This is a genomic window from Streptomyces griseoloalbus (assembly GCA_014650015.1).
GTDB classification, from domain to species: domain Bacteria; phylum Actinomycetota; class Actinomycetes; order Streptomycetales; family Streptomycetaceae; genus Streptomyces; species Streptomyces griseoloalbus.
The window spans coordinates 408,782-435,377 of the sequence record BMUD01000003.1 but is presented as its reverse complement, the minus strand read 5'-3'; the positions used below and the strand labels follow the sequence as shown (position 1 = coordinate 435,377).

Below are 26,596 nucleotides of genomic sequence, written 5' to 3'. Positions count from 1 at the left end.
AAACGCCCGGTTACATTTCGAACCCGGAAGCTAAGCCTTACAGCGCCGATGGTACTGCAGGGGGGACCCTGTGGGAGAGTAGGACGCCGCCGAACAATCTTTGGAAGGACCCTTGGTCCCAGCGTTCAGCTGGGACCAAGGGTCCTTTTTTATTTATGCTTGCAGTACCGAAGACAGGAGTCACCCATGTCCACCAACTCTCCCGACGAGCGACCGGAGCGCGACCAGCGGCGACGGGACAGTGGTGACCGTGCCGACCGTGGTGGTCAGCGCGGCGGCCCGCGCCGAGACAACGACCGCGACCGCGGATTCCGGCGCGACGACCGTGCCGGTGGCCGGCCGGAGCGTGGTGGCTTCCGCGGCCGGGACGACAACCGCGGCGGTGAGCGTGGCGGTTACCGCGGCCGGGATGACGACCGCGGCGAGCGCGGCGGCTTCCGCCGGGATGACAGCCGTGGCAGTGACAGCCGTGGCGGTGACCGCGGTGGCTTCCGCCGTGACGACAATCGCGGTGGAGACCAGGGCGGGTTCCGGCGGGACGACAGCCGGGGCGGTGAGCGTGGCGGTTATCGCGGGCGCGATGACCGAGGCGGCGAGCGCGGCGGGTTCCGCCGTGACGACAGCCGTGGCGGTGACCGGGGTGGGTTCCGCCGTGACGACAGCCGTGGGGGCGAGCGCACCGACAACCGCGGGGACCGTGGTGGTTTCCGCCGTGAGGACACGCGCGGTGGTGACCGTGGTGGCTTCCGCCGGGATGACAGCCGTGGCGGTGACCGTGGTGGTTTCCGCCGGGATGACAGCCGTGGCGGTGACCGTGGTGGTTTCCGTCGCGAGGACACGCGCGATGGTGACCGCGGTGGGTTCCGGCGGGACGACAGCCGGGGCGGTGAGCGTGGCGGTTACCGCGGGCGCGATGACCGAGGCGGCGAGCGTGGCGGGTTCCGCCGTGACGACACACGCGGTGGTGACCGCGGTGGGTTCCGGCGTGACGACAGCCGTGGGGACCGCGGCGGTTTCCGCCGTGAGGACACACGCGGTGGTGACCGTGGTGGTTTCCGGCGTGACGACAATCGTGGCGGTGACCGTGGTGGTTTCCGTCGCGAGGACAGTCGGGATGGTGACCGCGGCGGGTTCCGGCGGGATGACAGCCGGGGCGGTGAGCGTGGCGGTTATCGCGGGCGCGATGACCGAGGCGGCGAGCGCGGTGGGTTCCGCCGTGACGACAGCCGTGGGGGCGAGCGCACCGACAACCGCGGGGACCGTGGTGGTTTCCGCCGTGAGGACACACGCGGTGGTGATCGCGGTGGCTTCCGGCGTGACGACAGCCGTGGGGGCGAGCGCACCGACAACCGCGGGGACCGCGGTGGTTTCCGCCGTGAGGACACACGCGGCGGTGACCGCGGTGGCTTCCGGCGCGAGGACAGCCGTGGTGGTGACCGCGGCGGATTCCGTGGACGTGACGACCGTGGACGTGACGACCGTGGACGTGACGACCGTGGGCGTGGGCCTCGGCGGGATGACCGGGGTGGACGTCCCGGTGGGTTCCGGGGGCATGACGACCGGCACGGTGGCGGGAGGTTCCGTGAGGAGCGCGACCGGGACCGGGAGCCGATCAAGCGGCTGCCGATCCCCGAGGACGTCACCGGCGAGGAGATCGACAAGGACGTACGGCAGGAGCTGCAGAGCCTGCCCAAGACGCTCGCGGAGGACGTCGCCAAGAACCTGGTGATGGTCGCCCGGCTGATCGACGAGGACCCCGAGGGCGCGTACGGCTACTCCAGGGTGGCCCTGAGGCTGGCGTCGCGTGTCGCTGCCGTACGGGAGGCCGCCGGGTTCGCCGCGTACGCGAACCAGAAGTACTCCGAGGCGCTCGCCGAGTTCCGTGCCGCGCGGCGGATGACCGGGACAGTGGAGCTGTGGCCCCTCATGGCCGACTGCGAGCGTGGGCTCGGGCGGCCGGAGAAGGCGCTGGACATGGCCGGGGCCCCCGAAGTGCACAAGCTCGACAAGACCGGGCAGGTCGAGATGCGGCTCGTCGCGGCCGGAGCCCGGCGTGACATGGGGCAGCTGGACGCGGCGATCGTGACGCTGCAGAGCTCCGAACTGGCGTCCCACTCCGTACAGCCGTGGACCGCGCGGCTGCGCTACGCCTACGCCGACGCGCTGCTCGCGGCCGGCCGGAGCGGTGAGGCGCGGGAGTGGTTCGCCAAGGCCGTGGAAGCCGACCGCGACGGCAGCACGGACGCGTCCGACCGGCTGGCCGAGATGGACGGCGTCGAGTTCGTGGACGCCCTCGGCGAGGACGAGGACGAGCGCGACACCGTCCGCGCGGACGAGGACGTCGAGGACGACAAGGACTGACGTCCGCGGCGAAGAGCGGGTGTGAAGGGGCGGGTCTCGTGGAGGCCCGCCCCTTCGGCATGGGCCATGGGCCGATCAGAGGTCGAGCGCGCGCAGGACCAGGCCGGAGGCCGGCTTCGGGCCGAACGACGTCGACTTGCGCGGCATCGTGACGCCCTGGCGCGCGAGGTCGCGGACGACGTCCTCGTGCACCGGATGCATCAGGACGGCCGTGCCGCCGTCGCGTCGCGCCTTCTCGACCGTGGCGGCCGTGTCGTGGATGTAGGCGATGTGGGCCGGGGAGTCGGGAACGCGCCAGACGTGATCGAGGAGCGTGGCGTGCAGGACCGTCGCGTCCAGGGTGCGCCAGGCCACCGGGCGGTCGACCGGGACCGTACGGGCCAGCAGATCCGCATCCGGACGGTCGACGAGATGGAAGGCACCCTCTCCGGCGAGGAGGAAGGCGTTGCCGCCCAAGGCCGCCTCCGCCAGGGCGTCCATCGCCTCGGCGAGGGGGGCGTCGAGGCTGCGGACACGGAACAGGCCGTCGAGTGCGGTCAGGGCGTCCGCGACCGGCAGCCCGAGCAGCAGGCGGTGGATGGCGCGGACGCGCAGGGGATAGCGGGCCGTGTCGACGAGGAGGACCAGGCCGTGGTCCCAGGGGCTGGGGGAGGGGTGCTCCGCGCGGAGGCGGCGGTAGGTCGCCCAGCGGTGGTGGCCGTCGGCGATGAGAGCCTGGTGGCCGGAGAGGTCCCTCCGGACCGCGGCCAGGGCGGCCGGATCGGTGACGGACCACAGACGGTGGTGGAAACCGTCCTCCGTGGTGGTCGCAAGGAGGGGTGGCTGTGCGGCCGTGCGGTCGATCAGGTCGGCGGCGGCGGTCGCGGAGCCGTCGCCGCGGTAGGTGAGGAGCAGCGGTTCCAGGTTGGCGGAGGTGGCCCGCATGAGGTCCGCGCGGTCGGCGACGATGTGCGGCATGACGTCCTCGTGCGGCAGGACCACCTGCTCGTCGGGGTCGCAGACGCGCACCGTGCCGATGATGCCGCGCTGCACCATGCCGTCGCCGTCGCGCTGCTCGTAGACGTACAGGCCGGGCTCCGGATCCGCGGTCAGGACGCCCTCGGAGCGCCAGCGGCGCAGAGTGTCGGCGGCCTGGGCGTTGCGCGCCCCGGGCGTGTCCGCCTCCGGGAGGATCAGCCGGACGATGTTGTACGGGTCGGCGGACTGGAGGTGGTGCAGGCCGTCGGGGCGGACGACGACGTCGTACGGCGGGGATGTCACGGCGGCCAGACTGCCGACCCGGTCGGGGTCGTAACGAAGGCCACGGAACGGGGTGAGTTCCAGGCCTCGGGGCGCCGTTGCTTCCGAGTGACCCGCGGTGTTCATCCCGGCATCGTACGGGTGTCGGTGGCATGGGGGATGATCGGGGGAAAACCGTCGAACGAGGAGCGATGCGGAATGAGCCGGAGCGTCAGGACGAGGCCCGAGGGCAGTGGGCAGGCCCTGAGCAAGGCGTACGACACGGCGCTGCTCGACCTCGACGGAGTGGTGTACGCGGGCGGGAACGCGATCGCCCACGCGGTCGAGTCGCTCGCGTCGGCCCGTGAGGGCGGTATGCACCTCGCGTACGTGACGAACAACGCCCTGCGCACCCCCGACGTGGTGGCCGGGCACCTGACCGAGCTGGGGATACCGGCGGAGGCCGGCGACATCATCACCTCCGCGCAGGCCGTCGCGCGGCTGATCAGTGAGCAGGTGCCGCAGGACTCCCGGGTGCTGGTGATCGGCGGCGAGGGACTACGGGTGGCCTTGCGGGAACGCGGGCTCGTGCCGGTGGAGTCGGCGGACGACGATCCGGTGGCGGTCGTGCAGGGGTACGGCGGGCCGGAGCTGCCCTGGGGACGGTTCGCGGAGGCGTGCTACGCCGTCGCGCGCGGGGTGCCGTGGTTCGCGTCCAACACCGACCTGACCATTCCCAGCGGCCGGGGCATCGCCCCGGGCAACGGCGCGGCGGTGGAGGTCGTACGGATCGCCACGGGCGCCGAGCCGCAGGTCGCGGGCAAGCCGCTGCCGCCGATGCACCGGGAGACGATCCTGCGCACGGGCGCCCGGCGGCCGCTGGTGGTGGGGGACCGGCTGGACACGGACATCGAGGGCGCGTTCAACGGCGAGGTCGACTCGCTGCTGGTGCTGACCGGGGTGACCGACGGCGCGCACCTGCTCGCCGCGCCGCCGCAGCACCGGCCGACGTATGTCGACGCCGACCTGCGCGGGATGCTCACCGGGCAGCCGGAGGTCGTCGGGGTGGGCGACGGGTTCCGGTGCGGTGGCTGGACGGCGAAGGCCGGTGCGGGAGGGCTGGAGCTGGACGGGGACGGTGGCGCGCTGGACGGGCTCCGTGCGCTGTGCGCGGCGGCGTGGACGGCGGCCGGGGACGGTGTGTGCGACCTGGACGGCGGGAAGGCCCTGGCGCGACTGGGGTGGTGAGGGAGCGACACCCGCGACCTGTGGTTCCGAACCTCGGTATCGTGATCGAATCGGCAGGGTAGGCTAACCTAACTGCGTGTTGGTCGAGAGTCCCCCCGAACAGCGCGCGGAAACCGCCCCCGCGCCCCCGAATCGCCGGGCGGTCCGTGTCCTCGGGCTGCTCGTCTCCGTGCTGATCCTGGTGCTCGTCGCAGTGGCGAGCATCGCGGTCGGCGCGAAGGAGCTGTCCCTGGAGCAGGTCTGGCACGGCCTGTTCGAGGAATCGGGCACCTATGGCGACGTCGTCGTGGCCGACAGGCTGTCACGAACCGTCCTGGGCGTGCTCGTCGGCGCCGCGCTGGGCCTGGCGGGGACGGTGCTCCAGGCGCTCACCCGCAACCCGCTGGCCGATCCCGGACTGCTCGGCATCAACGCGGGCGCGTCCGCGGCCGTGGTCAGCGCCATCACCTTCTTCGGCGTCACCTCGCTGTCCGGTTACGTGTGGTTCGCGTTCTGCGGTGCGGCGGCCGTGGGCGCGCTGGTGTGGTTCCTCGGCGGCAGCCGGGGCGCGACGCCGGTGCGGCTCGCCCTCGCCGGTACGGCCATCAGCGCGGCCTTGTACGGCTATCTCCAGGCCATCATGATCCTGGACGACGCGGCGCTCGGCAGGATGCGTTTCTGGACGGTGGGTTCGCTGGCCACGGGCGACGACTCGACCATCGAACAGGTCCTGCCGTTCCTGCTGGCCGGCTTCGTCCTCGCGCTCGCGCTCGCCCGGCCGCTCAACGCCATGGCCATGGGAGACGACACCGCCAGGGCGCTCGGCGCCAACCTCAACCGCACCCGCGCACTGTCCATGCTCGCCGCGACCGTGCTGTGCGGGGCCGCGACCGCAGCCTGCGGGCCGATCATGTTCGTCGGTCTGATGGTGCCGCACGTCGTGCGCTCCTTCACCGGGCCCGACCTGCGCTGGATCCTGCCGTACGCGGCGATCCTGTCGCCCGTGCTGCTGCTCGGCGCCGATGTACTCGGCCGGATCGTGGCCCGGCCCGCCGAACTCCAGGTCGGCATCGTCACCGCGCTCCTCGGCGGCCCGGTCTTCATCTATCTCGTACGACGGCGGAGGACGGCCCAGCTGTGAAGACCAACCGCGCGGTGCGCACTCCCGGCGGCCTCTCGGTCCGGCTGGATGTACGCGCCCTCACCGTCGTCGTGCTGCTCCTGGTCACGGCGCTCACCGCGAGCGTGGTGCTGATCGGCACCGGCGACTTCCCGATACCCGCCGCCGACGTGCTCAGGACCCTCGTCGGCGAGGGCGACGCCGGCCAGGAGTTCATCGTCACCGAGCTGCGGCTGCCCCGGGTCCTGGTCGGGCTGCTGGTCGGCGCCTCACTCGGCCTCGGCGGTGCGCTGTTCCAGTCCATCTCCCGCAATCCGCTGGGCAGTCCGGACGTCCTCGGCCTCGGGCAGGGGGCGACGGCCGGTGCGCTCACGATGATCGTGCTCTTCTCCGGCACGGCCAACCAGGTCACCCTCGGTGCGCTCGTCGGCGGACTGGTGACCGGATTCGCCATCTATGCGCTCGCCTGGAAGCGGGGCGTGCACGGATACCGTCTGGTCCTGGTCGGTATCGGTGTCTCCGCGATCGTCACGGCGGTCAACGGCTACCTGCTCACCAAGTCCGACATCGTCGACGCGGCCCGCGCGGTCGTCTGGATGACGGGATCGCTCGACGGCCGTGACTGGGACCAGGTCTGGCCCCTGCTCGCCCTGTGCGCCGTCCTCGTACCGCTGGTTCTCGCCAACTCCCGCGAGCTCAGGATGATGGAGATGGGCGACGACGTCTCGTACGCCCTCGGCGTGCGGGTGGAGCGCGTACGGCTGCTGCTGATGCTGTCGGCCGTACTGCTCACCGCGTCCGCGACGGCCGCCGCCGGACCGGTCGGCTTCGTCGCGCTCACCGCCCCGCAGCTCGCCCGGCGGCTGACCCGCTCGCCCGGGCCCAACCTGACGCCGGCCATGGTGATGGGCGCGACGCTGCTGGTCACCGCCGACTGGGTGTCGCAGCGGGCGTTCGGCGCCGACCAGTTGCCCGTGGGTGTGGTCACCGGCGTGCTCGGCGGTGGCTATCTGCTGTGGCTGCTGGTCACCGAGCGCAGGGCGGGCCGGATATGAGCACCGACACCACCGCCGGCAGAGGGCCGGACCACCGAAGGAGCACCGTGAACCGACTGTCCGCCGAGAACGTCACCCTGGCCTACGACCAGCGGGTCATCGCCGAGCAGCTGTCGGTGGAGATACCGGACAACTCCTTCACCGTGATCGTCGGGCCCAACGCGTGCGGCAAGTCGACCCTGCTGCGGGCCCTGTCGCGGATGCTCAGGCCGAGCGAGGGACGGGTCCTGCTCGACGGGCAGGTCATCCAGTCGATGCCCGCGAAGAAGGTCGCCCGGACCCTCGGCCTGCTGCCCCAGTCGTCGATCGCGCCCGACGGCATCACGGTCGGCGATCTGGTCGGCCGCGGCCGTTACCCGCACCAGGGGCTGCTGCGCCAGTGGTCGGCCGAGGACGAGCGGGTCGTCCAGGAGTCGATGGCCCATACCGGCGTGGCCGAGCTGGCGGAACGCTACGTCGACGAGCTCTCCGGCGGCCAGCGGCAGCGTGTGTGGATCGCGATGGCGCTGGCCCAGCAGACCCCGCTGCTGCTGCTCGACGAGCCGACGACCTACCTGGACATCCAGCACCAGATCGACGTACTGGACCTGTGCGCGGATCTGCACGAGGAACAGGGGCGCACCCTGGTCGCCGTCCTGCACGACCTCAACCACGCCGCCCGGTACGCCACCCACCTCATCGCCCTGCGCGCGGGCAAGGTCATCGCCCAGGGCGCGCCCAACGACATCGTCACCGCCGACCTGGTCGAGGAGGTCTTCGGGCTGCGCTGCCAGGTCATCGACGACCCGGAGACGGGGACGCCGCTGATCGTGCCGGCGGCGCGCAGGGCACGGGCGGCGGCCGGGGACCGGGGCACGGCGCGGAAGGTGGGAGCGGCAGAAGCCTCCTGAGGGCCGGAGGACGTCCGGGCGCAGAGGCCGTCCGAGCGTGATGGAGGCTTCCCGGGCGCTACAGGAGCTTCCTGAGGCGGAACAGGTCGCGCAGACCCGCCTCCACCCGCACCCGGCCCGACCCCCAGGCCCTGGCGAAGTGCAGTTCGCCGTCGACCAGGGCCACCAGGTCGTCGCCCTTCATCGCGAGTCGTATCTGCGCCTTCTCGCGCGGCGGGCCGGAGAACGTGTCGTGCACCTTGATCCGGCCGCCGGAGAGCCGGCCGGCGAAGGTCACGTCCAGGTCGGTGAGGTGACAGCTGACCGAGCGGTCCATCGCCGCGGCCGCGCGGACGTCACCCTCGGCGTGCCGCATGGTGTCCGAAAGCTTGTCGAGTGCGGTACGGCACTCCTCGATCGTGGCCATCGCGGACGACGGTACCGCAGCCGTTCGCGGTAGCGTCGGGGCATGAACGACGCAGTGCCGGAGACGGAGGGCGCGGAGCCGCCCATCGTGGAGCCGGACATCGTGGAGCCGCCCATCGTGGAGCCGGGCAGCGCGGGTCCGGAGCACGCCGGGACGCAGCCGCCGCCCGGGGACGACCCCGCCGCCCCCGCTCCCCTGAACGTGCCGCGCACCCCCACCGGCCACCCCGAGGTGGACGCCCACATGGAGCGGCTGGCCGACGCGGACCACCTCACCACGGACGGCCATGTCGGGGTGTACGAGGATGTACACCGGGGGCTGCGCGACGCGCTCACCGCGCTCGACGCCCGCCCGGGACCTCCGGCTCCCGCCGGTCACCCGACCACCCCTCAACGAGGCCCTTCGGACCACCCGTCCACCGTGGCACACGTACACAGGAGCTGAACAGAACGTGGCAGGAGTCGCACGCCGCCGTCTCGACGCGGAGCTGGTCCGCCGTAAGCTCGCGCGCTCGCGTGAGCACGCCAGCCAGCTGATCGCCGCCGGGCGGGTCAGCGTCGGCAGGACGGTCGCGACCAAGCCCGCCACGCAGGTGGAGACCGCCGCCGCGATCGTCGTCGCCGAGGACGCAGGCGACCCGGAATACGTCTCGCGCGGCGGCCACAAACTGGCCGGCGCACTCGATGCCTTCGTGCCTCGGGGACTGGTCGTCGAGGGGCGGCGGGCGCTCGACGCCGGCGCCTCCACCGGCGGATTCACCGACGTCCTGCTGCGGGCGGGGGCGGCGCACGTGGTCGCCGTGGACGTCGGATACGGACAACTCGCCTGGTCTCTCCGCAATGATGAACGCGTCACCGTCAAGGACCGTACGAACGTACGCGAGTTGACGCTCGAAGTGATCGATGGAGAGCCGGTGGATCTTGTCGTGGGGGATCTGTCCTTCATCCCGCTCGGGCTGGTGCTGCCCGCCCTGAAACGGTGCGTGACGCCGGACGCCGACCTGGTGATGATGGTCAAGCCGCAGTTCGAGGTGGGCAGGGAGCGGCTGGGCAGCGGCGGAGTCGTCCGCAGCACGCAGCTGCGTGCCGAGGCCGTACGGGGGGTGGCGGCCAAGGCCTGGGAGCTGGGGTTCGGGGCGCAGGGCGTGACGGCGAGTCCGCTGCCCGGACCCTCGGGAAATGTCGAATACTTTCTGTGGCTGCGGGCCGGGGCTCCGGAACTGGACCCGGCCGATGTTGACCGTGCAGTGGCGGAGGGGCCGCGTTGACAGAGAACCGAGCTCGTACTGTTTTCCTGCTCGCCCACACGGGGCGGCCCGCGGCCATTCGCAGCGCCGAACTCGTGGTCAAAGGACTGCTGCGCTCCGGACTCGGGGTGCGGGTGCTGGAGGCCGAGGCGCAGGACCTGCCGCTGTCGGACGAGGTGGAGACCGTCAAGGAGGCCACCCCGCAGTGCCTGGACGACTGCGAGCTGCTGATCGTGCTGGGCGGTGACGGCACGCTGCTGCGCGGCGCCGAGTTCGCCCGTGCCTCCGGCGTGCCCATGCTCGGCGTCAACCTCGGGCGGGTCGGGTTCCTCGCCGAGGCCGAGCGGGACGACCTGGACAAGGTGGTCGACCGGGTGGTGAACAAGGCGTACGAGGTCGAGGAGCGCATGACCGTCGACGTCGTCGTGCACCGCAACGGCGACATCGTGCACACGGACTGGGCGCTGAACGAGGCGGCCGTGCAGAAGGTGTCCGCCGAGCGGATGCTGGAGGTCGTCCTGGAGATCGACGGGCGGCCGGTCACCGGGTTCGGCTGCGACGGGATCGTGTGCGCCACACCGACCGGTTCCACCGCGTACGCGTTCTCCGCGGGCGGGCCCGTGGTGTGGCCCGAGGTGGAGGCGCTGCTGATGGTGCCGATCAGCGCGCACGCGCTGTTCGCCAAGCCGCTGGTGACCTCGCCGGACTCGGTACTGGCGGTGGAGGTGCTGCCGCACATTCCGCCGGGTGTGCTGTGGTGCGACGGGCGGCGGACCGTGGAGCTGCCGGCGGGGGCGCGGGTCGAGGTGCGGCGGGGGGCGGTGCCGGTGCGGTTGGCCCGGTTGCACCATGCGTCGTTCACCGACCGGTTGGTCGCGAAGTTCGCGCTGCCCGTGTCGGGGTGGCGGGGGGCGCCGCACTAAGGGGTGTCGTTCGGATCAGGCCGGCTCCGGGAAACGGCGCCTTGCAGCCGGGCCGGGCCGGGCCGAGCCGAGCGGGGTCCGGTGCGTGCAGCGGCAGAGCGGACCAGGGCGCCGGGGCGGAGCCCTGGCAAGCGACGGCAACGCGGCAGATGCGCGTGCCCCGGGGCCCGCGACCCGGGCAGGACCCGAACGACACCCCCTAGCGGTCTCGATGGGGTGGTTCCGGGGCGTCGGCGGCCGCGGGGTGTTTGTGGTCGTTCGCGCAGTTCCCCGCGCCCCTGAGCGCCTGCACCTCCGTGGGTGACAAGGGTGGGGCCGGTCGCACTCCCGGGCTTCGACCTCGTAAGGTCGGGTGCGTGTTGGAGGAGATGCGGATACGGTCGCTCGGAGTCATCGACGACGCTGTCGTCGAGCTGTCGCCCGGCTTCACCGCCGTCACCGGTGAGACGGGTGCGGGCAAGACCATGGTGGTCACCAGCCTGGGCCTGCTGCTGGGTGGACGGGCGGATGCGGCCCTGGTGCGGATCGGCGCGCGGAACGCGGTCGTCGAGGGGCGGATCGCCGTGCCCGAGGGCGCCGCGGCCGTCGTACGGGCCGAGGAGGCCGGGGCCGAGCTCGACGACGGGACGCTGCTGATCAGCCGTACCGTTTCCGCCGAGGGGCGCTCGCGAGCGCATCTCGGCGGGCGGAGCGTGCCCGTGGGGCTGCTCGCCGAGCTCGCCGACGACCTCGTGGCCGTACACGGCCAGACCGACCAGCAGGGGCTGCTGAAACTGTCCCGGCAGCGGCAGGCGCTCGACCGGTACGCCGGTTACGCGGTCGCCGTGCCGCTCGGCAAGTACGCGGAGGCGTACAAGAGGCTGCGGGCCGTCTCCCACGAGCTGGACGAGATCACCACGCGTGCGCGTGAGCGGGCCCAGGAGGCCGACCTGCTGCGCTTCGGGCTCGAGGAGATCGCCGCCGTGGAGCCCCGCGCGGGCGAGGACGTGGAGCTGGCGGAGGAGGCCGAGCGGCTCGGGCACGCCGAGGCGCTGGCGTCCGCCGCGGCGGTCGCGCACGCCGCGCTCGCGGGCAATCCGGAGGACCCCGAGGGCGTCGACGCCGGAACGCTCGTCGCGGGCGCCCAGCGGGCCCTGGAGGCCGTACGGGCGCACGACCCGGCACTGGCGGCGCTCACCGACCGGATCGGGGAGGTCGGCATCCTGCTGCGCGATGTCGCCGGGGAGCTGGCGGGGTACGCCGACGACCTGGACGCCGATCCGCTGCGACTGGCCGCGGTCGAGGAGCGGCGGGCCGCGCTCACCGGGCTGATCCGCAAGTACGGCGAGGACGTCTCCGCCGTACTGGCGTGGGCCGAGCGGAGTGCCGCGCGGCTGACCGAACTGGACGGCGACGACGACCGGATCGGGGAACTCACCGCCGAACGTGACGCGCTCCGCGCCGAACTGGGCGTGCTGGCCCAGGAGCTGACCGACGCGCGGACGGAGGCGGCGGAGCGGTTCGCGGCGGCCGTGACCGCCGAGCTGGCCTCGCTCGCCATGCCGCACGCGCGCGTGTCGTTCGACATCCGGCAGACCGAGGACCCGGAGGGCGTCGAGGTGGGCGGGCGGACGGTCGCCTACGGCCCGTCGGGCGTGGACGAGGTCGAGCTGCTGCTGGCCCCGCACCCGGGAGCACCGCCCCGGCCCATCGCCAAGGGCGCGTCCGGCGGTGAGCTGTCGCGCGTGATGCTGGCCGTGGAGGTCGTCTTCGCGGGCACGGACCCGGTGCCCACGTACCTCTTCGACGAGGTGGACGCCGGTGTCGGCGGCAAGGCGGCGGTGGAGATCGGGCGGCGGCTCGCGCGGCTGGCGAAGACGGCGCAGGTCGTGGTCGTCACGCACCTGCCGCAGGTGGCCGCGTTCGCCGACCGGCAGCTGCTGGTGGAGAAGACCAACGACGGGTCGGTCACCCGGTCCGGTGTGAAGGTGCTCGAAGGGGAGGACCGCATTCGCGAGCTGTCCCGCATGCTCGCCGGCCAGGAGGACTCCGAAACGGCGCGCGCCCACGCGGAGGAGCTCCTGGCGACGGCACGGGCGGACGGGTAGGCGTCGGCCGGTCTCGCGTGAGTGACCGCTCCCGCGTGCCGGCTTCCCTCGGACGCGCCGCCGCCCTCACCCGGGCCGCGTCGACCTCGTGCGGGTACGCCAGGGCCGGGCCGTCACCGCCGTGCTCGCGTACGGGTTTCCGGGGCTGCTGCGCCGTGACGCACGGGCCGTCGAGACCGCCGCCGTCGCCACGGAGGGCCGCGGCGGCCGTGCTGCCCGGCGACCCGGGGCAGCGCACGATGACCGGCGGCACGGGAGCACACGCGCCGGCGCGGCCCTCAGGGCGGCCGTCGTCACGGGCGCCGGACGGGCCGGGTCGCTCGCCCGTGCCGCCGCGGTGGTCGCCGCCGCGGTGTACGGGGACGAGGTGAACGCGGCGGCTCGGTCGCCGGGTGAGAGCCGAGCAGGGTCCGTCACTCGTGTGGGTGAAAGGGTGGGCCGTGTGCCGCCGGGTGGGGGCCCTCGGCGGTGCCCGAAGCGCTGTGCGGGCTGGCATGCTTGACGGAGTACGCGTAGGGACCCGCGCGGTACACCCTCTCCGCACGTTCCTTCTGTACGTTCTTCGTGACCGTCCGACCCGAACCAGGAGCCCGGCCACGTGACGCCCGTGAGCAGCCACTCACCGCACGGCCGGCCGCCGCTGCGCACCGTGCAGGTGCTGGGCGGTGGCAATGCCGCCGGCAGCGCCCATGTGCGCTCGCTGGCCGCGGGGCTCGTCGAGCGGGGCGTACGGGTCACGGTGTGCGCCCCCGCCGAGGCGGATCACGCCTACGACTTCACCGGCGTGGGCGCCGAGCACGTGCACGTGCCGCGCAGCAGCGACCCGTGTTCGGTGGCCGCGCTGCGGGCCGCGTGCACCGGTGCCGACCTGGTGCACGCGCACGGGCTGCACGCCTCTTTCCGCACCGTGCTCGCCCTGAGCGGGCGGAGCACCCCGCTCGTCGTCACCTGGCACGACCGGGCGCGCGCCGACGGTCCGCGCGCCCACTTCCTGCGCGTGCTGGAGCGGCGGGTCGTCAAGGCGGCCACCGTGGTGCTCGGGACGACGTCCGCCCTCGTCGACCGGGCGCGCCGCGCGGGAGCGCGGGACGCGCGGCTGGCCGCCGTCTCCCTCCCCGGTCCCCGCGCCTTCCCGGTGCGGGACGACCCCGACCGGCTGCGGCCCAAGGTGCGGGCCGAACTCGGCGCCATGGGCCGCCCGTTGCTCATCGCCGTCGGCTCCCTCGAACGGCACCGGGGCTACGACATCCTGCTGGACGCGGCGCACGCGTGGCGGCGGCTCGACCCCGTGCCGCTGGTGGTGCTCGCGGGGGAGGGGTCACTGCGCGGCGAACTCCAGCGGCGGATCGAGAGCGAGGAGCTGCCGGTCAGACTCCTCGGCCGGCGCGACGACCTCACCGATCTGCTCGCCGCCGCCGATCTCGCGCTGCTGCCGAGCCGGTGGGAGGCACGGTCCCCGCTCGCCCAGGCGGCCCTCCACGCGCGCGTGCCGCTCGTCGCGACCGACGTGGGCGGCATCCCCGAACTCGTCGGCGACGCCGCGGAACTCGTCCCGTACGGGAACGCGCGAGCGCTCGCCGACGCCGTCGTAGGGCTGCTGGACGACCCCGGACGCCGGGAGCTGCTCAAGGAGCGGGGCGTGCGGCAGGCCGCCGGCTGGCCCACCGAGGACGAGACGGTCGCCCAGGTGCTGAGCGTCTACGACGAGCTGACGCAGCCCCGGCCGCTGATCTGACACCGGTCCGGCGCGGGGTCACGGCACGTGCCGCCGGGCCCGCAGGGCCAGGCTCAACGCCAGGACGGTCTGCGGGTCGTCGAGGTCGGTGCCCAGCAGCTCGCCGATGCGGCCGAGCCTGTTGTAGAGCGTCTGCCGGTTCAGATGCAGTTCGCGGGCCGTCTCCGCCTTGCGCCCGGCGTGCGCCAGATAGGTCTCCAGGGTGGGCAGCAGCGGCGGTCTGGAGCGGCGGTCGTGGTCCAGGACCGGACCGATCGCGCGGTCCACGAAGGCCGCCAGGTCCGGGTGGTCGCGCAGCCGCCACAGCAGCAGGTCGATGTCCAGCCGTCGGGCGTCGTGCCAGGGGCGGTCCGGCAGCCCCTGCGCCGCGGTCGCCGTCTCCGCCGCGTGCCGCAGCCCCGTCGCCGCCGCCGCCCAGTCCCCGGCCGGCCCGACGACCACCACCGGCGGCTGTCCCCCCGGGCGCAGCGTCCCCGCGCGTTCCACCCCCGCCCGCAGCGCCGTGGCCACCCGGTCCGCGACCGACGGCCGCTCCGCCTCCGAGCGCAGTGCGAGCAGCAGCGGTACCCGCCCCTCGACCGGTCGCACGCCCAGCAGGACGGGCACCCCGAGCGCGGCGAGCTCCTCGCCCACCGCGCGGGCCAGTACCGCCCAGCCTCCTCCTTGCGGGGCCAGGACGTCGCCGGGCCGCATCACCACCGGAAGCAGCGGTCCCGCACCCGGCTTGAAGCCCAGCACGCGCGCCTGCGCGGGCGCGTCCCGAGCGGTGACACGGCCCTCGGCGAGGTCGGTGAGGAAGTCCCCGCGGCCACGCGCCGCCAGCTCCTCCTCCTGACGGGCCTGCATCAGCACCACGGCGAGGATGCCCGCCGCCCGCTCGGCAGCCATCCGGTGCACCGGCTCCGGCGTGCTGCGCACCGGCAGCAGCGCCAGACGCGCCCGTACGCCGCCGCTGCCGGGGCCGCCACCGGGCACGTCCACGAGGGCCGAACCGGCCGGCGGGTCGTCCCGGTGCCTGTCCCGCAGCCCTTCCCACACCTGGAGCGGGTCCGCGCCCTCGGGGCCCTCGCCGGCCGCGTACAGCAGCTGTCCGTCGGTGGTCTCCAGGAACACCGGGTTGCCGGTGAACCCGGCGAGGATCTCCAGGACCTGGGGGACTCCGCCGCCGCGCAGCAGCGCCTCGGTGCACCGGCGGTGCACCTCCTCCGCGCGTTGCAGCAGCGCGTAGTGACCGTTGACGATCTCGGTGTGGATCTCCTCGGTGACCGTCACGAACGGCACCTCGCGGTGCAGCTGGACCAGCGGCAGCCCCGCCGCCCGGGCCGACTCGACGAGAGCGGCGGGCAGCCGGGTGAAGCGCGGACCGAGCTCGACGACGAGGGCCGCGATGCCCCGCTCGGCCAGCGTGCGCACGAAGGCCCGCTGCTCGGCCGGCCGGGTACCGGCCCCGTATCCGGTGGTCAGCAGCAGCTCGCCGCCCTTGAGCAGCGAGGCGATGTTGGGCACCTCGCCCGCGTGCACCCAGCGCACCGTGCGCTCCAACCGGTCGGCGCCCGCCAGGACCTCCGGCAGTCCACTGCGCAGCCCGGGCAGCTCCAGCGCCCGCCGCACGGTGATCCCTGCGCCCCGGGTGTCGTATCCGCTGTCCATGACCGGGACGCTACCTGCGCGGATGTCCCCCGGACAGCCGGGGTTCGGGCGGCGGCCAAGGGGTAGGGGCGCGGCCACGGACATCGGCGTGGTCGCCCGCGGCACGGGAGGACGACAGCCCGGTCGACGAGCCGCCGCGGGTCGCAGCGGTCGCGGACCGGCTCGGATACGGCGAGGTGTGGCTCGGCGAGGGGCCGACGTGGGACGCGTTCGTGCCAGGCCGAGGCCTCGGCCACGGTCGGCGACCCCGATGCCGTCCGGACGCGGACGGACGTCCACGCGGCGGCCGGACTGGACGAGATCGCCCACGTCCCGGCCACGGCGGGCGACCCGGGGTGCGAACGCACACGGACGGCGCTCGCACCCCGGTAGCCGGGCCTCAGCCCCCGTACGCCCCGGAGGCCGTCAGGCGCAGGGCCGTGTCGATCAGGGGCACGTGGCTGAACGCCTGCGGGAAGTTGCCCACCTGGCGCTTCAGACGCGGGTCCCACTCCTCCGCCAGCAGCCCGAGGTCGTTGCGCAGCGCCAGCAGCTTCTCGAACAGCTTGCGGGCCTCGTCCACGCGGCCGATCATCGCCAGGTCGTCGGCCATCCAGAACGAGCAGGCGAGGAAAGCGCCCTCGTCGCCCGGCAGACCGTCGACGCCCTCGTCCTGTCCCTCCGTCGGGTAGCGCAGGATGAAGCCGTCGGAGGTGGACAGCTCGCGCTGGATCGCCTCGATGGTGCCGATCACCCGCTTGTCGTCCGGGGGCAGGAAGCCCATCTGCGGGATCAGCAGCAGGGAGGCGTCCAGCTCCTTGGAGCCGTAGGACTGGGTGAAGGTGTTGCGTTCCTTGTCGTAGCCCTTCTCGCACACGTCCCGGTGGATGTCGTCGCGCAGCTGCTTCCACTCCTCCAGCGGGCCGTCGGCGTCGCCGGACTCGATGAGCTTGATGGTGCGGTCGACCGCCACCCAGGCCATCACCTTGGAGTGCACGAAGTGGCGGCGCGGGCCGCGCACCTCCCAGATGCCCTCGTCCGGCTCCTGCCAGTGCTTCTCCAGGTAGCGGATCAGCTTCAGCTGGAGCAGGGACGCGTAGTCGTTGCGGGCCAGACCGGTCATGTGGGCCAGGTGCAGGGCCTCGGTGACCTCGCCGTAGACGTCCAGCTGGAGCTGGTGCGCGGCGCCGTTGCCGACCCGGACCGGGGCGGAGGTCTCGTAGCCGGGCAGCCAGTCCAGCTCCGCCTCACCGAGCTCGCGCTCACCGGCGATGCCGTACATGATCTGCAGGTTCTCCGGGTCGCCCGCGACCGCGCGCAGCAGCCACTCGCGCCAGGCGCGGGCCTCCTCGCGGTAGCCGGTGCGCAGCAGCGAGGACAGGGTGATCGCCGCGTCCCGCAGCCAGGTGTAGCGGTAGTCCCAGTTGCGGACGCCGCCGATGTCCTCGGGCAGGGAGGTGGTGGGCGCGGCGACGATGCCGCCGGTCGGGGCGTACGTCAGGGCCTTCAGCGTGATCAGCGAGCGGACCACGGCCTCGCGGTAGGGGCCGTGGTACGTACAGTGCTCCACCCACTCGCGCCAGAAGTCCTCCGTCGCCTCGAGCGACTGCTCCGGCTCGGGCAGCGGCGGCGGCTGCTTGTGCGAGGGCTCCCACGAGATGGTGAACGCGATCCGTTCGCCCGGCGCGACGGTGAAGTCCGAGTACGTGGTCAGCGACTTGCCGTAGGTCTCGACGGAGGTGTCGAACCACACGGAGTCCGGGCCCGCGACGGCGACCGTGCGCCCCTCGTGCTTGTGCACCCACGGGACCACCCTGCCGTACGAGAAACGCATCCGGAGCGCCGAGCGCATGGGCACCCGGCCGGAGACCCCCTCGACGATCCGGATCAGCTGGGGCGCGCCGTCGCGCGGGGGCATGAAATCCGTCACCCGGACCGTGCCGCGCGGGGTGTCCCACTCGGATTCCAGGATCAGTGAGTCGCCGCGGTAGCCGCGCCGGGTCGCCCTGGGCGGTTCGGCGTCGGCGGCGTGCGCGGGACCCAGCCGCCAGAAGCCGTGCTCCTCGGTGCCCAACAGGCCGGCGAAGATGGCGTGCGAGTCGAAGCGGGGCAGGCACAGCCAGTCGACTGTGCCGTCCCGGCAGACCAGGGCAGCGGTCTGCATGTCTCCGATGAGTGCGTAATCTTCGATGCGCCCGGCCACGTGCAACTCCAGTCGAACGGCCACGTCACCCCACAAGGGGGCTGTCGCTAGTGCGGTCAAGGGGTATGTGAAATACGTCGTTGAGCTGTGAGGCAAAGCAGTCGCTCAGCCGTGAATGCAAAAGCGCCAATCCTTGCTCAACGAACTGACGAGCTCACGTTGTTCCGGAACTTACGGACGGGGGTGGTGCCGTTAGGCCGGCCGGGCTCGGCAGCGATTGTCCGAGCAGGATACGACGCATGTAGATGATCTGTGTGCCGCTCCGGAGAACGCGCCTCCGCTGAACGAGTGAGCAAGGGGTGAGGGTCCGGTGTACGGGGTCACATGGGTGTCGGCGCGTGCGCGGAGCGTGGCCGGGAGCCATCCCCGCGCGGCGCTGATACGCTGGTAGCCCGTGGACCGGTGGGCGAGAAACCCCGGAACCGCACCCACAGATCGCGACCACGGGAGCCCCCTCTTGGCCATGCCGCCCAAATCCTCGACGACCAAGCACATCTTCGTCACCGGGGGTGTCGCCTCCTCCCTCGGCAAGGGGCTGACCGCCTCCAGCCTGGGCATGCTGCTCAAGGCCCGGGGCCTGCGCGTCGTGATGCAAAAGCTCGACCCGTACCTGAACGTCGACCCGGGCACGATGAACCCCTTCCAGCACGGTGAGGTGTTCGTCACCAACGACGGCTCCGAGACCGACCTGGACATCGGGCACTACGAGCGCTTCCTCGACCGCGACCTGGACGGCTCGGCCAACGTCACCACGGGCCAGGTCTACTCGACGGTGATCGCCAAGGAGCGGCGCGGCGAGTACCTGGGCGACACGGTGCAGGTCATCCCGCACATCACCAACGAGATCAAGCACCGCATCCGCCGCATGGCGACGGACGAGGTCGACGTCGTGATCACGGAGGTCGGCGGAACGGTCGGCGACATCGAGTCGCTGCCCTTCCTGGAGACCGTCCGCCAGGTGCGGCACGAGGTCGGCCGCGACAACGTCTTCGTGGTCCACATCTCGCTGCTGCCGTACATCGGCCCCTCGGGCGAGCTGAAGACGAAGCCGACCCAGCACTCGGTTGCGGCGCTGCGCAACATCGGTATCCAGCCGGACGCGATCGTGCTCCGCTGCGACCGCGAGGTGCCGACGGCGATCAAGCGGAAGATCTCGCTGATGTGCGACGTCGACGAGGCCGCCGTGGTGGCCTGCCCCGACGCCCGCTCGATCTACGACATTCCCAAGACCGTGCACGGCGAGGGCCTGGACGCCTATGTCGTGCGCAAGCTGGACCTGCCCTTCCGTGACGTGGACTGGACGACCTGGGACGACCTGCTCGACCGTGTCCACAACCCCGACCACGAGATCACGCTCGCCCTGGTCGGCAAGTACATCGACCTGCCCGACGCCTACCTCTCGGTCATCGAGGCGCTGCGCGCGGGCGGCTTCGCCAACAGGGCCCGCGTGACGATCAAGTGGGTCACCTCCGACGACTGCAGGACCCCGGCCGACGCCCACGCGCAGCTCGGCGACGTCGACGGCATCTGCATCCCGGGGGGCTTCGGCGACCGCGGTGTGCTCGGCAAGGTCGGCGCGATCCGCTACGCCCGCGAGAACCGGATCCCGCTGCTGGGCCTGTGTCTGGGCCTGCAGTGCATCGTGATCGAGGCCGCGCGCAACCTCGCGGAGATCTCCGACGCCAACTCCACCGAGTTCGACCCGGCCACCTCCCACCCGGTCATCTCCACCATGGCCGAGCAGCTCGACATCGTCGCCGGTGAGGGCGACATGGGCGGCACCATGCGGCTCGGCATGTACCCGGCCAAGCTGGCCGAGGGCTCGATCGTGCGCGAGGTGTACGACGGCAAGGAGTACGTCGAGGAGCGCCACCGCCACCGCTACGAGGTGAACAACGCCTACCGCGCGGAGCTGGAGAAGAAGGCGGGCATCCTGTTCTCCGGCACCTCCCCGGACGGCAAGCTCGTGGAGTACGTGGAGTACCCGCGCGAGGTCCACCCCTACCTGGTCGCGACCCAGGCGCACCCCGAGCTGCGCTCGCGTCCGACCCGCCCGCACCCCCTCTTCGCGGGCCTGGTGAAGGCCTCGGTCGAGCGGAAGATCTCGAAGTAACACACCCGGTTGTACGGTTGCCGGGGTGCGAACCCGCGAGGGTGCGCACCCCGGCCGCTTTTTCACGCAGGGCACACGCACGACCGCTGTATGTCGGGAAGGACAGGCATGACGATCAAGGACATCCCGGAAGAGTGGGAGATCCGGGGGACCGAGACCCCGTTCGTGGGCAACAAGACCTCCGTCCGCACCGATGACGTGGTCATGCCCGACGGAACGGTGGTCCGCCGTGACTACCAGGTCCATCCCGGGTCCGTGGCCGTCCTCGCCCTCGACGAGGCCGGCCGGGTGCTGGTCCTGCGCCAGTACCGCCACCCCGTGCGCCACAAGCTGTGGGAGATCCCGGCCGGCCTGCTCGACGTCCCCGGCGAGAACCCGCTGCACGCCGCCCAGCGCGAGCTCTACGAGGAGGCGCACGTCAAGGCGGAGGACTGGCGGGTGCTGACCGACGTCTACACCACGCCCGGCGGCTGCGACGAGGCCGTACGGATCTTCCTCGCCCGGGGGCTGTCCGAGGCCGAGGGCGACCGCTTCGAGGTCGAGGACGAGGAGGCCGACATGGAACTGGCCCGGGTCCCTGTCGCGGAGCTGGTCCGGGGCGTCCTGGCCGGTGAGCTGCACAACAACTGTCTCGTGGTGGGCGTCCTTTCGCTGGTCGCCGCCCGTGACGGAGACGGCCTGGACGCGCTGCGCCCGGCTCAGGCACCGTGGCCGGCCCGCCCGTTCGAGGCCTGAAACCACCCCCCGCCCACCCCCGTGCCCGCAATGGTGTGACGATCGGCTGATCCGATTGGGGGATGTACCCGCCGCGCTCCACCGGGAACGTCGCAGAGCGTGAACTAGGCTCTGGAAAACGCCCGATCCGGAGTCCCGGCGGGCTTGCGCGTGCGGTGGGACGGGAGTGTGGCCCGTGACGGATCAGGCGGTGGACCCAGGCGGTGTGCGGCTCGCTCAGGACGCCGCACCGGAGGGTCGATTCCTGGGCCGTACCAGGGAGTTGAAGGAGCTGCGCGCCGACATCGAGCGCGCGGGACTGGACACCCTCTCCGGCCGCAAGGCGCCCCGCGCGCGCGTGCTGCTCATCGCGGGCCGGCCGGGCTCCGGCCGGACGGCGGTGGCCGACGAACTCGTACGCCAGGTCGCCGACCGCTATCCCGACGGGGTGCTGCGCGCCCGCCTGAGCGAACCCGACGGCACGCGCGTGCCCGTCGAGCGCGCCGCGCGGGAGCTGCTCGACACGCTGGGGGCACCCGCCCCGGCAGGAGCCCCCGAGGACGATCTCACCGAGGCGCTGCGCACCGCCCTGGCCGACCGCCGGGTGGTGCTCCTGCTGGACGACGCCGCCGACGCCGAGCAGGTCGACGCGCTGCTGCCGGACAACCCGGACTGTCTGGCCGTCGCCGTCTCCTCGGGGCCGCTGACCGGCATCGCCGACGTCCGCCCCTGCACCCTCGGCGGCCTCGACACCAAGTCCGCGGTGGAGCTGCTGTCCCGGTTCACCGGGTCGGTCCGCATCACGGTCGACCCCCGGGCCGCCGAGCGGCTCGCCGAGCAGTGCCAGGGCCAGCCGGCCGCACTGGTGCTGGCCGGGGGCTGGCTCGCCGCCCGGCCCAAGGCGGCCGTCGCCGACCTCGCCAAGCAGCTGCACACGGACGCCGACCACGGCACCGTCGTCGGCCGCGTCCTCCGGCTCGTGCACGCCGCGCTGCCCGCGTCCGCGGCCCGGATGCTGCGTCTGCTCAGCCTCGCCCCGGCCGGCCTGGTCGATCCGCACACCGCCGCCGCCCTCGCCGGCTGCTCGGTGGAGACCGCCCGCACAGCTCTGGACGACTTCGTCGCCCACGGCCTGCTGCACGCCGCGGGCTCGCAGCCGCAGTACGAGGTGCCCTGCTGTCTGCACCCCCTGCTGGCCGACCTCGCCAGGGCCCATGAGCGGCCCGCCGAGCTCCAGCTGGCCCGCGCCCGCATGCTGGAGCGGACCGTCCGGCTGCTCCAGTCGTGCAGGGCGATCACCGAGACCGACAGCCCCCAGGCCCGCGAGAAGCTCCTCGGCACGCCGCGCGCCCTGCGTTTCCCCACCCCCCGGGCCGCCGCCGACTGGTTGCGCAGCCGTCGGCCCGCCCTGCTGGCCTCCGCGCGGGTCGCGGTCGCCGACGGGGAGCTGGACACCCTGGCCCGGCGCCTGATGTCCCAGCTGGTGCGGGCCATGGTGGCCCACTTCGGCACCCAGGCCGCCGCGAGCGACCTGTACGACCTCCACGGCCTGGTCCTCGACGTCGCCGAGCGCCGCCGGCTGCCCCGCGAGCGGGCGGCTGCCCTGCTGAACCTCGGTGACCTCGACGCCCGCACCGGCCGTACGTCCGATGCCCTGGCGCGCTACCGGGCCGCGCTGGACGCCGGACGCGAGGCGAACGATCCGTACGCGACCGGCCGCGCGATGGAATCCGTGGGCGGCGCCCATCTGGAGCTCGGGGACTACGCCCGGGCCGCCGACTGGTTCGGCCGGGCGCTGGCCGAGCGGCTCGCCCGGGGCGACCGCGCGGAAGCCGCCCGGCTCTACGGCCGTATCGGCGCCGCCCACACCTACGCCGGCCGCTACGGCGAGGCGCTGCGCAACTGGCGCGCGGCCGTCGCCGGGCACCGCAAGAACGGCGACGTGGCCGCACAGGCGCGGGCGCTGAGCGAACTGGCCCGGGTGCAGGAGTACGCGGGCCGGCTCGAGGAGTCGCTGCGCACCTGCCGGGAGGCCCTCGAGTGGGCACGCCGGGCCGACGACGGCCGGCTGCGGGCGGCGCTGCACCTTCGGGTCGCGGACTCCTTCGAGCGCCTCGGCGACCCCGCGTCGGCCGCGCTGCACCGGGGCACGGCCGAGCGGATTCTGGCCGAGGAGGCCCCGGAAGGCGACTCCGAGCTGGAACAAGAAGCTAACGCCTGCGAAATCCGCAGCGCTTCTGCTGAAGATTGATGCAATGAAAGGCTAGACAGCGGGAACACCTTCATTAGACTGGCTCTGCCGCACCTTCTCCTGCGGTCTCCCCCGGTGTGCCCGTGTGTGCCCGGGTATGTGTAGTGATATCCCCATACCCTCTGAGCCAAGGACCGTGATCGACGTGAAGGTCGGCATCCCCCGCGAGGTCAAGAACAACGAGTTCCGGGTGGCCATCACCCCCGCCGGCGTGCACGAGCTGGTGCGCCACGGCCACCAGGTCGTCATCGAGCGCGGCGCCGGCGTCGGCTCCTCGATCCCGGACGGGGAGTACGTCGCCGCGGGCGGGCAGATCCTGGACACCGCCGACGAGGTCTGGGGCGCCGCCGATCTGCTGCTGAAGGTCAAGGAGCCCATCGCGCAGGAGTACCACCGCCTGCGCAAGGACCAGACCCTCTTCACCTACCTGCACCTGGCCGCGTCCAAGGAGTGCACGGACGCCCTCCTGGAGTCCGGCACCACCGCGATCGCCTACGAGACCGTAGAGCTGCCCAGCCGCGCCCTGCCGCTGCTCGCGCCGATGTCCGAGGTTGCGGGCCGGCTGGCCCCGCAGGTCGGCGCCTACCACCTGATGCGCGCCAACGGAGGCCGCGGCGTGCTGCCCGGCGGGGTCCCCGGCGTGCTGGCCGGCAAGGCCGTCGTCATCGGCGGCGGCGTCTCCGGCTGGAACGCCGCGCAGATCGCCATCGGCATGGGCTTCCACGTGACCCTGCTCGACAAGGACATCAACAAGCTCCGCGAGGCGGACAAGATCTTCGGCACGAAGATCCAGACCGTCGTCTCCAACGCCTTCGAGCTGGAGAAGGCCTGCCTGGAGGCCGACCTCGTGATCGGCGCCGTCCTGATCCCCGGCGCCAAGGCCCCGAAGCTGGTCACCAACGAGCTCGTCTCGCGGATGAAGGCCGGAAGTGTCCTTGTCGACATCGCGATCGACCAGGGCGGCTGCTTCGAGGACTCCCACCCGACCACGCACGCCGAGCCGACCTTCGCGGTGCACGAGTCGGTGTTCTACTGCGTCGCCAACATGCCCGGCGCGGTGCCCAACACCTCCACCTACGCGCTGACCAACGCCACGCTGCCGTACATCGTCGAACTCGCCGACCGCGGCTGGGCGGACGCGCTGCGCCGCGACCCCGCGCTCGCCAAGGGCCTCAACACGCATGACGGCAAGGTCGTTTACAAGGAGGTCGCCGAGGCGCACGGCCTCGAGCACGTGGAACTCGCCTCCCTGCTCGGCTGAGTCGCCCGGACGGTAAGTCGACCAAGTCATCGACCGGCAAAGGCGACACGTCAACATCGGTCGTCAACGCCGCGCACCCGGCCGGACCTTGCCCGACAAGGTCCGGCCGGGTGTGTGTATGGTCACTTCACGTATCCGGTACAACTCGCCTCGAACGTAACCCTTCTACCGATTCGCACACCCGTGAAACCTGCCGTGCGACGGCCATACGCCCTTGACAGAGGGATGTTTCATTGCCGACACATCCGGCCGGGTCCGGCGGATTGTGTTGCTGCGGACGGCCGACACGCCATAGAGTCGCCAACCGTCGGCATGGTGCCACGCTGACCTGTCTAGAAGTTTCCTGGTCACCAAGGAGGTAAGACGACTTGTGAATGAGTCGACATTTACTCCCGGGGGTGGTCAACCAGGAATGCCTGCACCGGGCCAGGGGTCCGCGGGATTCGCTGCTGTCGGCTCCGTCGCAGTGCGCACCTTCGCAGCCCACCAGGGTCACCAGACAGCAGGGGTGACTCACCCAGCACACCGAAGCATGGATGGCCATCACGTGAACGCCATGGCCGGCGACGGAAGTGGCGCGCCCCACAACCATTTCGCCGACTACGACGAACTGCCCGAGGGGCATTTCTACGACCCCGACGCCGAGTACGAGCCCGATCCCGAGTACGCGGCCACGCTCGCGCCCGACGCGGCGCGTCAGCGCCGCGAGCGCATCGGCCCGACCGGACGCCCGCTGCCGTACTTCCCGATCCCGGGCCCGCTGACCGACCACGGCCCCGCGAAGATCATCGCGATGTGCAACCAGAAGGGCGGCGTGGGCAAGACCACGTCGACCATCAACCTGGGTGCCGCGCTCGCGGAGTACGGACGCCGGGTGCTGCTCGTCGACTTCGACCCGCAGGGCGCGCTGTCGGTCGGACTGGGCGTCAACCCGATGGAACTCGACCTCACCGTCTACAACCTGCTCATGGAGCGGGGCATGGCGGCCGACGAGGTGCTGCTGAAGACCGCGGTCCCCAACATGGACCTGCTGCCCAGCAACATCGACCTGTCGGCGGCCGAGGTCCAGCTGGTGAGCGAGGTCGCGCGCGAGTCGACGCTGCAGCGGGCGCTGAAGCCGCTGATGGACGACTACGACTACATCGTGATCGACTGCCAGCCCTCGCTCGGCCTGCTCACGGTCAACGCGCTGACCGCCGCCCACAAGGTGATCGTGCCGCTGGAGTGCGAGTTCTTCGCGCTGCGCGGTGTGGCCCTGCTGACCGAGACCATCGAGAAGGTCCAGGAGCGGCTCAACCCGGACCTGGAGCTCGACGGCATCCTCGCCACGATGTACGACTCGCGCACGGTGCACAGCCGTGAGGTGCTCGCGCGGGTGGTCGAGGCCTTCGACGACCACGTCTACCACACCGTCATCGGGCGCACGGTCCGCTTCCCGGAGACCACGGTCGCCGGTGAGCCGATCACCACGTACGCCTCCAACTCCGTCGGTGCCGCCGCCTATCGCCAGCTCGCCAGGGAGGTGCTCGCCCGGTGTCACGCCGAGTGAGTCTGCCCGGGGCCGACGAACTCTTCCGTACGACAGGGGGGATGGCGCTCCAGGCGTCCACGCCCAGGCGCCAGGCCAACGGCGACGCCCGCGTCCCCGCTCCCGCCGGGGAGGGCGACGCCGCGGCGGCCCAGGAGGACGCGCCGCAGTCGGTGCCCGCGCAGGGCGGCGACGGCGAGGGCGCGGAGCATGTCGCCGCGGACCGGGAGTCGGCCGAGGCCGGGGAGTCCCGCAGCCGTGGCGCGGCGGGCTCCGGGCGGCGTCAGGCGGCGCCGGACGGCGCGTCCGCGGCCCCGCGCAAGCGGGGCAGAGCGGCGGCGCGGCGGCCCAGCGGTCGCGAACGGCACGACGAGAAGATCACCGTGTACGTGTCCGCCGAGGAGCTGATGGACCTCGAGCACGCGCGTCTCGTCCTGCGCGGCGAGCACGGCCTCGCCGTCGACCGCGGCCGGATCGTCCGCGAGGCGGTCGCCGTGGTCCTCGCCGATCTGGAGAGCCGGGGAGACGCCAGCATCCTCGTACGACGCCTCCGCGGACGGTAGCGGTAGCCTGCGGAGGCCATGACCTCGAACGACGCGCCCGCCTCCACCCCCGGCGACCGGCCGCAC

General features: G+C 72.5%; 20 protein-coding genes, 1 rRNA gene and 1 pseudogene. 18 read left to right on the top strand and 4 right to left on the bottom strand.

The window, feature by feature from the left end:
* The 3 genes and pseudogenes from rrf to IE178_RS35585 all read left to right on the top strand — a co-directional run.
* Nucleotides 1-95, top strand: a 5S ribosomal RNA gene (rrf, locus tag IE178_RS07255); the annotation flags it as partial.
* Nucleotides 96-717: 622 nt separating this feature from the next.
* A pseudogene (locus IE178_RS36890) lies at nt 718-1,377 on the top strand (tetratricopeptide repeat protein); the annotation flags it as partial.
* Between the two features lie 243 nt (nt 1,378-1,620).
* Nucleotides 1,621-2,361 carry a tetratricopeptide repeat protein gene (locus tag IE178_RS35585; protein WP_189853291.1) on the top strand — a complete coding sequence of 247 codons (741 nt, stop codon included), beginning with the start codon at nt 1,621-1,623 and terminating at the stop codon, nt 2,359-2,361.
* A 75-nt stretch (nt 2,362-2,436) separates the two neighbouring features.
* Here the strand turns inward: IE178_RS35585 and IE178_RS07245 are convergent, their stop codons facing one another.
* A complete protein-coding gene (locus tag IE178_RS07245) occupies nt 2,437-3,726 on the bottom strand; it encodes a DUF1015 domain-containing protein (protein WP_184766155.1) in 1,290 nt (429 codons plus the stop codon).
* A 72-nt stretch (nt 3,727-3,798) separates the two neighbouring features.
* Here IE178_RS07245 and IE178_RS07240 point away from each other — a divergent pair, with 72 nt between their 5' ends.
* From IE178_RS07240 to IE178_RS07225, 4 genes are all read left to right on the top strand, one after another.
* The gene (locus IE178_RS07240; protein ID WP_184766154.1) at nt 3,799-4,827 is read left to right on the top strand and encodes an HAD hydrolase-like protein; all 1,029 of its coding nucleotides are present in this window, start codon (nt 3,799-3,801) and stop codon (nt 4,825-4,827) included.
* Between the two features lie 76 nt (nt 4,828-4,903).
* Complete coding sequence (locus IE178_RS07235) at nt 4,904-5,947, top strand: FecCD family ABC transporter permease (RefSeq protein WP_184766153.1); 1,044 nt, start codon at nt 4,904-4,906, stop codon at nt 5,945-5,947.
* Nucleotides 5,944-6,981 (top strand): FecCD family ABC transporter permease, encoded by a 1,038-nt coding sequence (locus IE178_RS07230; RefSeq protein WP_193511650.1) that lies wholly within the window; start codon nt 5,944-5,946, stop codon nt 6,979-6,981. The genes IE178_RS07235 and IE178_RS07230 overlap by 4 nt, the downstream gene beginning before the upstream one ends.
* The gene (locus IE178_RS07225) at nt 6,978-7,871 is read left to right on the top strand and encodes an ABC transporter ATP-binding protein (protein WP_184766151.1); all 894 of its coding nucleotides are present in this window, start codon (nt 6,978-6,980) and stop codon (nt 7,869-7,871) included. Before IE178_RS07230 ends, IE178_RS07225 begins: the two co-directional genes overlap by 4 nt.
* A 58-nt stretch (nt 7,872-7,929) precedes the next feature.
* On the opposite strand, the gene IE178_RS07220 is transcribed toward IE178_RS07225, so the two are convergent.
* The gene (locus IE178_RS07220; RefSeq protein WP_193511649.1) at nt 7,930-8,277 is read right to left on the bottom strand and encodes a sterol-binding protein; all 348 of its coding nucleotides are present in this window, start codon (nt 8,275-8,277) and stop codon (nt 7,930-7,932) included.
* A 42-nt stretch (nt 8,278-8,319) separates the two neighbouring features.
* Between IE178_RS07220 and IE178_RS07215 the strand changes: the two genes are divergently transcribed.
* The 5 genes from IE178_RS07215 (at nt 8,320) to IE178_RS07195 (ending at nt 14,268) form a co-directional block, all read left to right on the top strand.
* On the top strand, nt 8,320-8,721 hold the full coding sequence (locus IE178_RS07215) for a hypothetical protein (protein WP_193511648.1): 402 nt from the start codon (nt 8,320-8,322) through the stop codon (nt 8,719-8,721).
* Nucleotides 8,722-8,728: 7 nt separating this feature from the next.
* The gene (locus IE178_RS07210; protein ID WP_184766148.1) at nt 8,729-9,544 is read left to right on the top strand and encodes a TlyA family RNA methyltransferase; all 816 of its coding nucleotides are present in this window, start codon (nt 8,729-8,731) and stop codon (nt 9,542-9,544) included.
* Nucleotides 9,541-10,446, top strand: a complete 906-nt coding sequence (locus tag IE178_RS07205) for an NAD kinase (protein ID WP_184766147.1) — start codon at nt 9,541-9,543, stop codon at nt 10,444-10,446. Before IE178_RS07210 ends, IE178_RS07205 begins: the two co-directional genes overlap by 4 nt.
* 368 nt (nt 10,447-10,814) lie before the next feature.
* Entirely contained in the window at nt 10,815-12,533 is a 1,719-nt protein-coding gene (gene recN / locus IE178_RS07200) for a DNA repair protein RecN (protein WP_193511666.1), read from the top strand.
* 598 nt (nt 12,534-13,131) lie between these two features.
* Entirely contained in the window at nt 13,132-14,268 is a 1,137-nt protein-coding gene (locus IE178_RS07195; RefSeq protein ID WP_193511647.1) for a glycosyltransferase family 4 protein, read from the top strand.
* Nucleotides 14,269-14,286: 18 nt separating this feature from the next.
* Here the strand turns inward: IE178_RS07195 and IE178_RS07190 are convergent, their stop codons facing one another.
* Nucleotides 14,287-15,918, bottom strand: coding sequence for a PucR family transcriptional regulator (locus IE178_RS07190; RefSeq protein WP_184766145.1), 1,632 nt, complete (start codon nt 15,916-15,918; stop codon nt 14,287-14,289).
* 379 nt (nt 15,919-16,297) lie between these two features.
* Nucleotides 16,298-18,100, bottom strand: a complete 1,803-nt coding sequence (locus IE178_RS07185; RefSeq protein WP_184766144.1) for a glycoside hydrolase family 15 protein — start codon at nt 18,098-18,100, stop codon at nt 16,298-16,300.
* Between the two features lie 463 nt (nt 18,101-18,563).
* Between IE178_RS07185 and pyrG the strand changes: the two genes are divergently transcribed.
* The 6 genes from pyrG to IE178_RS07155 all read left to right on the top strand — a co-directional run bounded on the left by pyrG (nt 18,564) and on the right by IE178_RS07155 (nt 26,530).
* Nucleotides 18,564-20,213 carry a CTP synthase gene (gene pyrG, locus IE178_RS07180; RefSeq protein ID WP_193511646.1) on the top strand — a complete coding sequence of 550 codons (1,650 nt, stop codon included), beginning with the start codon at nt 18,564-18,566 and terminating at the stop codon, nt 20,211-20,213.
* A 108-nt stretch (nt 20,214-20,321) separates the two neighbouring features.
* On the top strand, nt 20,322-20,948 hold the full coding sequence (locus IE178_RS07175; RefSeq protein WP_193511645.1) for an NUDIX domain-containing protein: 627 nt from the start codon (nt 20,322-20,324) through the stop codon (nt 20,946-20,948).
* Nucleotides 20,949-21,123: 175 nt separating this feature from the next.
* Entirely contained in the window at nt 21,124-23,178 is a 2,055-nt protein-coding gene (locus IE178_RS07170; protein WP_193511644.1) for a tetratricopeptide repeat protein, read from the top strand.
* Between the two features lie 136 nt (nt 23,179-23,314).
* The gene (gene ald / locus IE178_RS07165) at nt 23,315-24,439 is read left to right on the top strand and encodes an alanine dehydrogenase (protein ID WP_229876201.1); all 1,125 of its coding nucleotides are present in this window, start codon (nt 23,315-23,317) and stop codon (nt 24,437-24,439) included.
* Nucleotides 24,440-24,851: 412 nt separating this feature from the next.
* Nucleotides 24,852-25,988, top strand: a complete 1,137-nt coding sequence (locus tag IE178_RS07160; RefSeq protein WP_184766140.1) for a ParA family protein — start codon at nt 24,852-24,854, stop codon at nt 25,986-25,988.
* Nucleotides 25,985-26,530, top strand: coding sequence for a hypothetical protein (locus IE178_RS07155; protein ID WP_193511665.1), 546 nt, complete (start codon nt 25,985-25,987; stop codon nt 26,528-26,530). The genes IE178_RS07160 and IE178_RS07155 overlap by 4 nt, the downstream gene beginning before the upstream one ends.
* The last annotated feature ends 66 nt before the right edge of the window (nt 26,531-26,596 follow it).

Coding starts and splice junctions, on each gene's coding strand:
- IE178_RS07190 (WP_184766145.1), bottom strand. CDS start 15,918: ATGGACAGCGGATACGACACCCGGGGCGCAGGGATCACCGTGCGGCGG.
- IE178_RS07240 (WP_184766154.1), top strand. CDS start 3,799: ATGAGCCGGAGCGTCAGGACGAGGCCCGAGGGCAGTGGGCAGGCCCTG.
- IE178_RS07225 (WP_184766151.1), top strand. CDS start 6,978: ATGAGCACCGACACCACCGCCGGCAGAGGGCCGGACCACCGAAGGAGC.
- IE178_RS07160 (WP_184766140.1), top strand. CDS start 24,852: ATGCCTGCACCGGGCCAGGGGTCCGCGGGATTCGCTGCTGTCGGCTCC.
- pyrG (WP_193511646.1), top strand. CDS start 18,564: ATGCCGCCCAAATCCTCGACGACCAAGCACATCTTCGTCACCGGGGGT.
- IE178_RS07220 (WP_193511649.1), bottom strand. CDS start 8,277: ATGGCCACGATCGAGGAGTGCCGTACCGCACTCGACAAGCTTTCGGAC.
- IE178_RS07175 (WP_193511645.1), top strand. CDS start 20,322: ATGACGATCAAGGACATCCCGGAAGAGTGGGAGATCCGGGGGACCGAG.
- IE178_RS07245 (WP_184766155.1), bottom strand. CDS start 3,726: ATGAACACCGCGGGTCACTCGGAAGCAACGGCGCCCCGAGGCCTGGAA.
- IE178_RS07215 (WP_193511648.1), top strand. CDS start 8,320: ATGAACGACGCAGTGCCGGAGACGGAGGGCGCGGAGCCGCCCATCGTG.
- recN (WP_193511666.1), top strand. CDS start 10,815: ATGCGGATACGGTCGCTCGGAGTCATCGACGACGCTGTCGTCGAGCTG.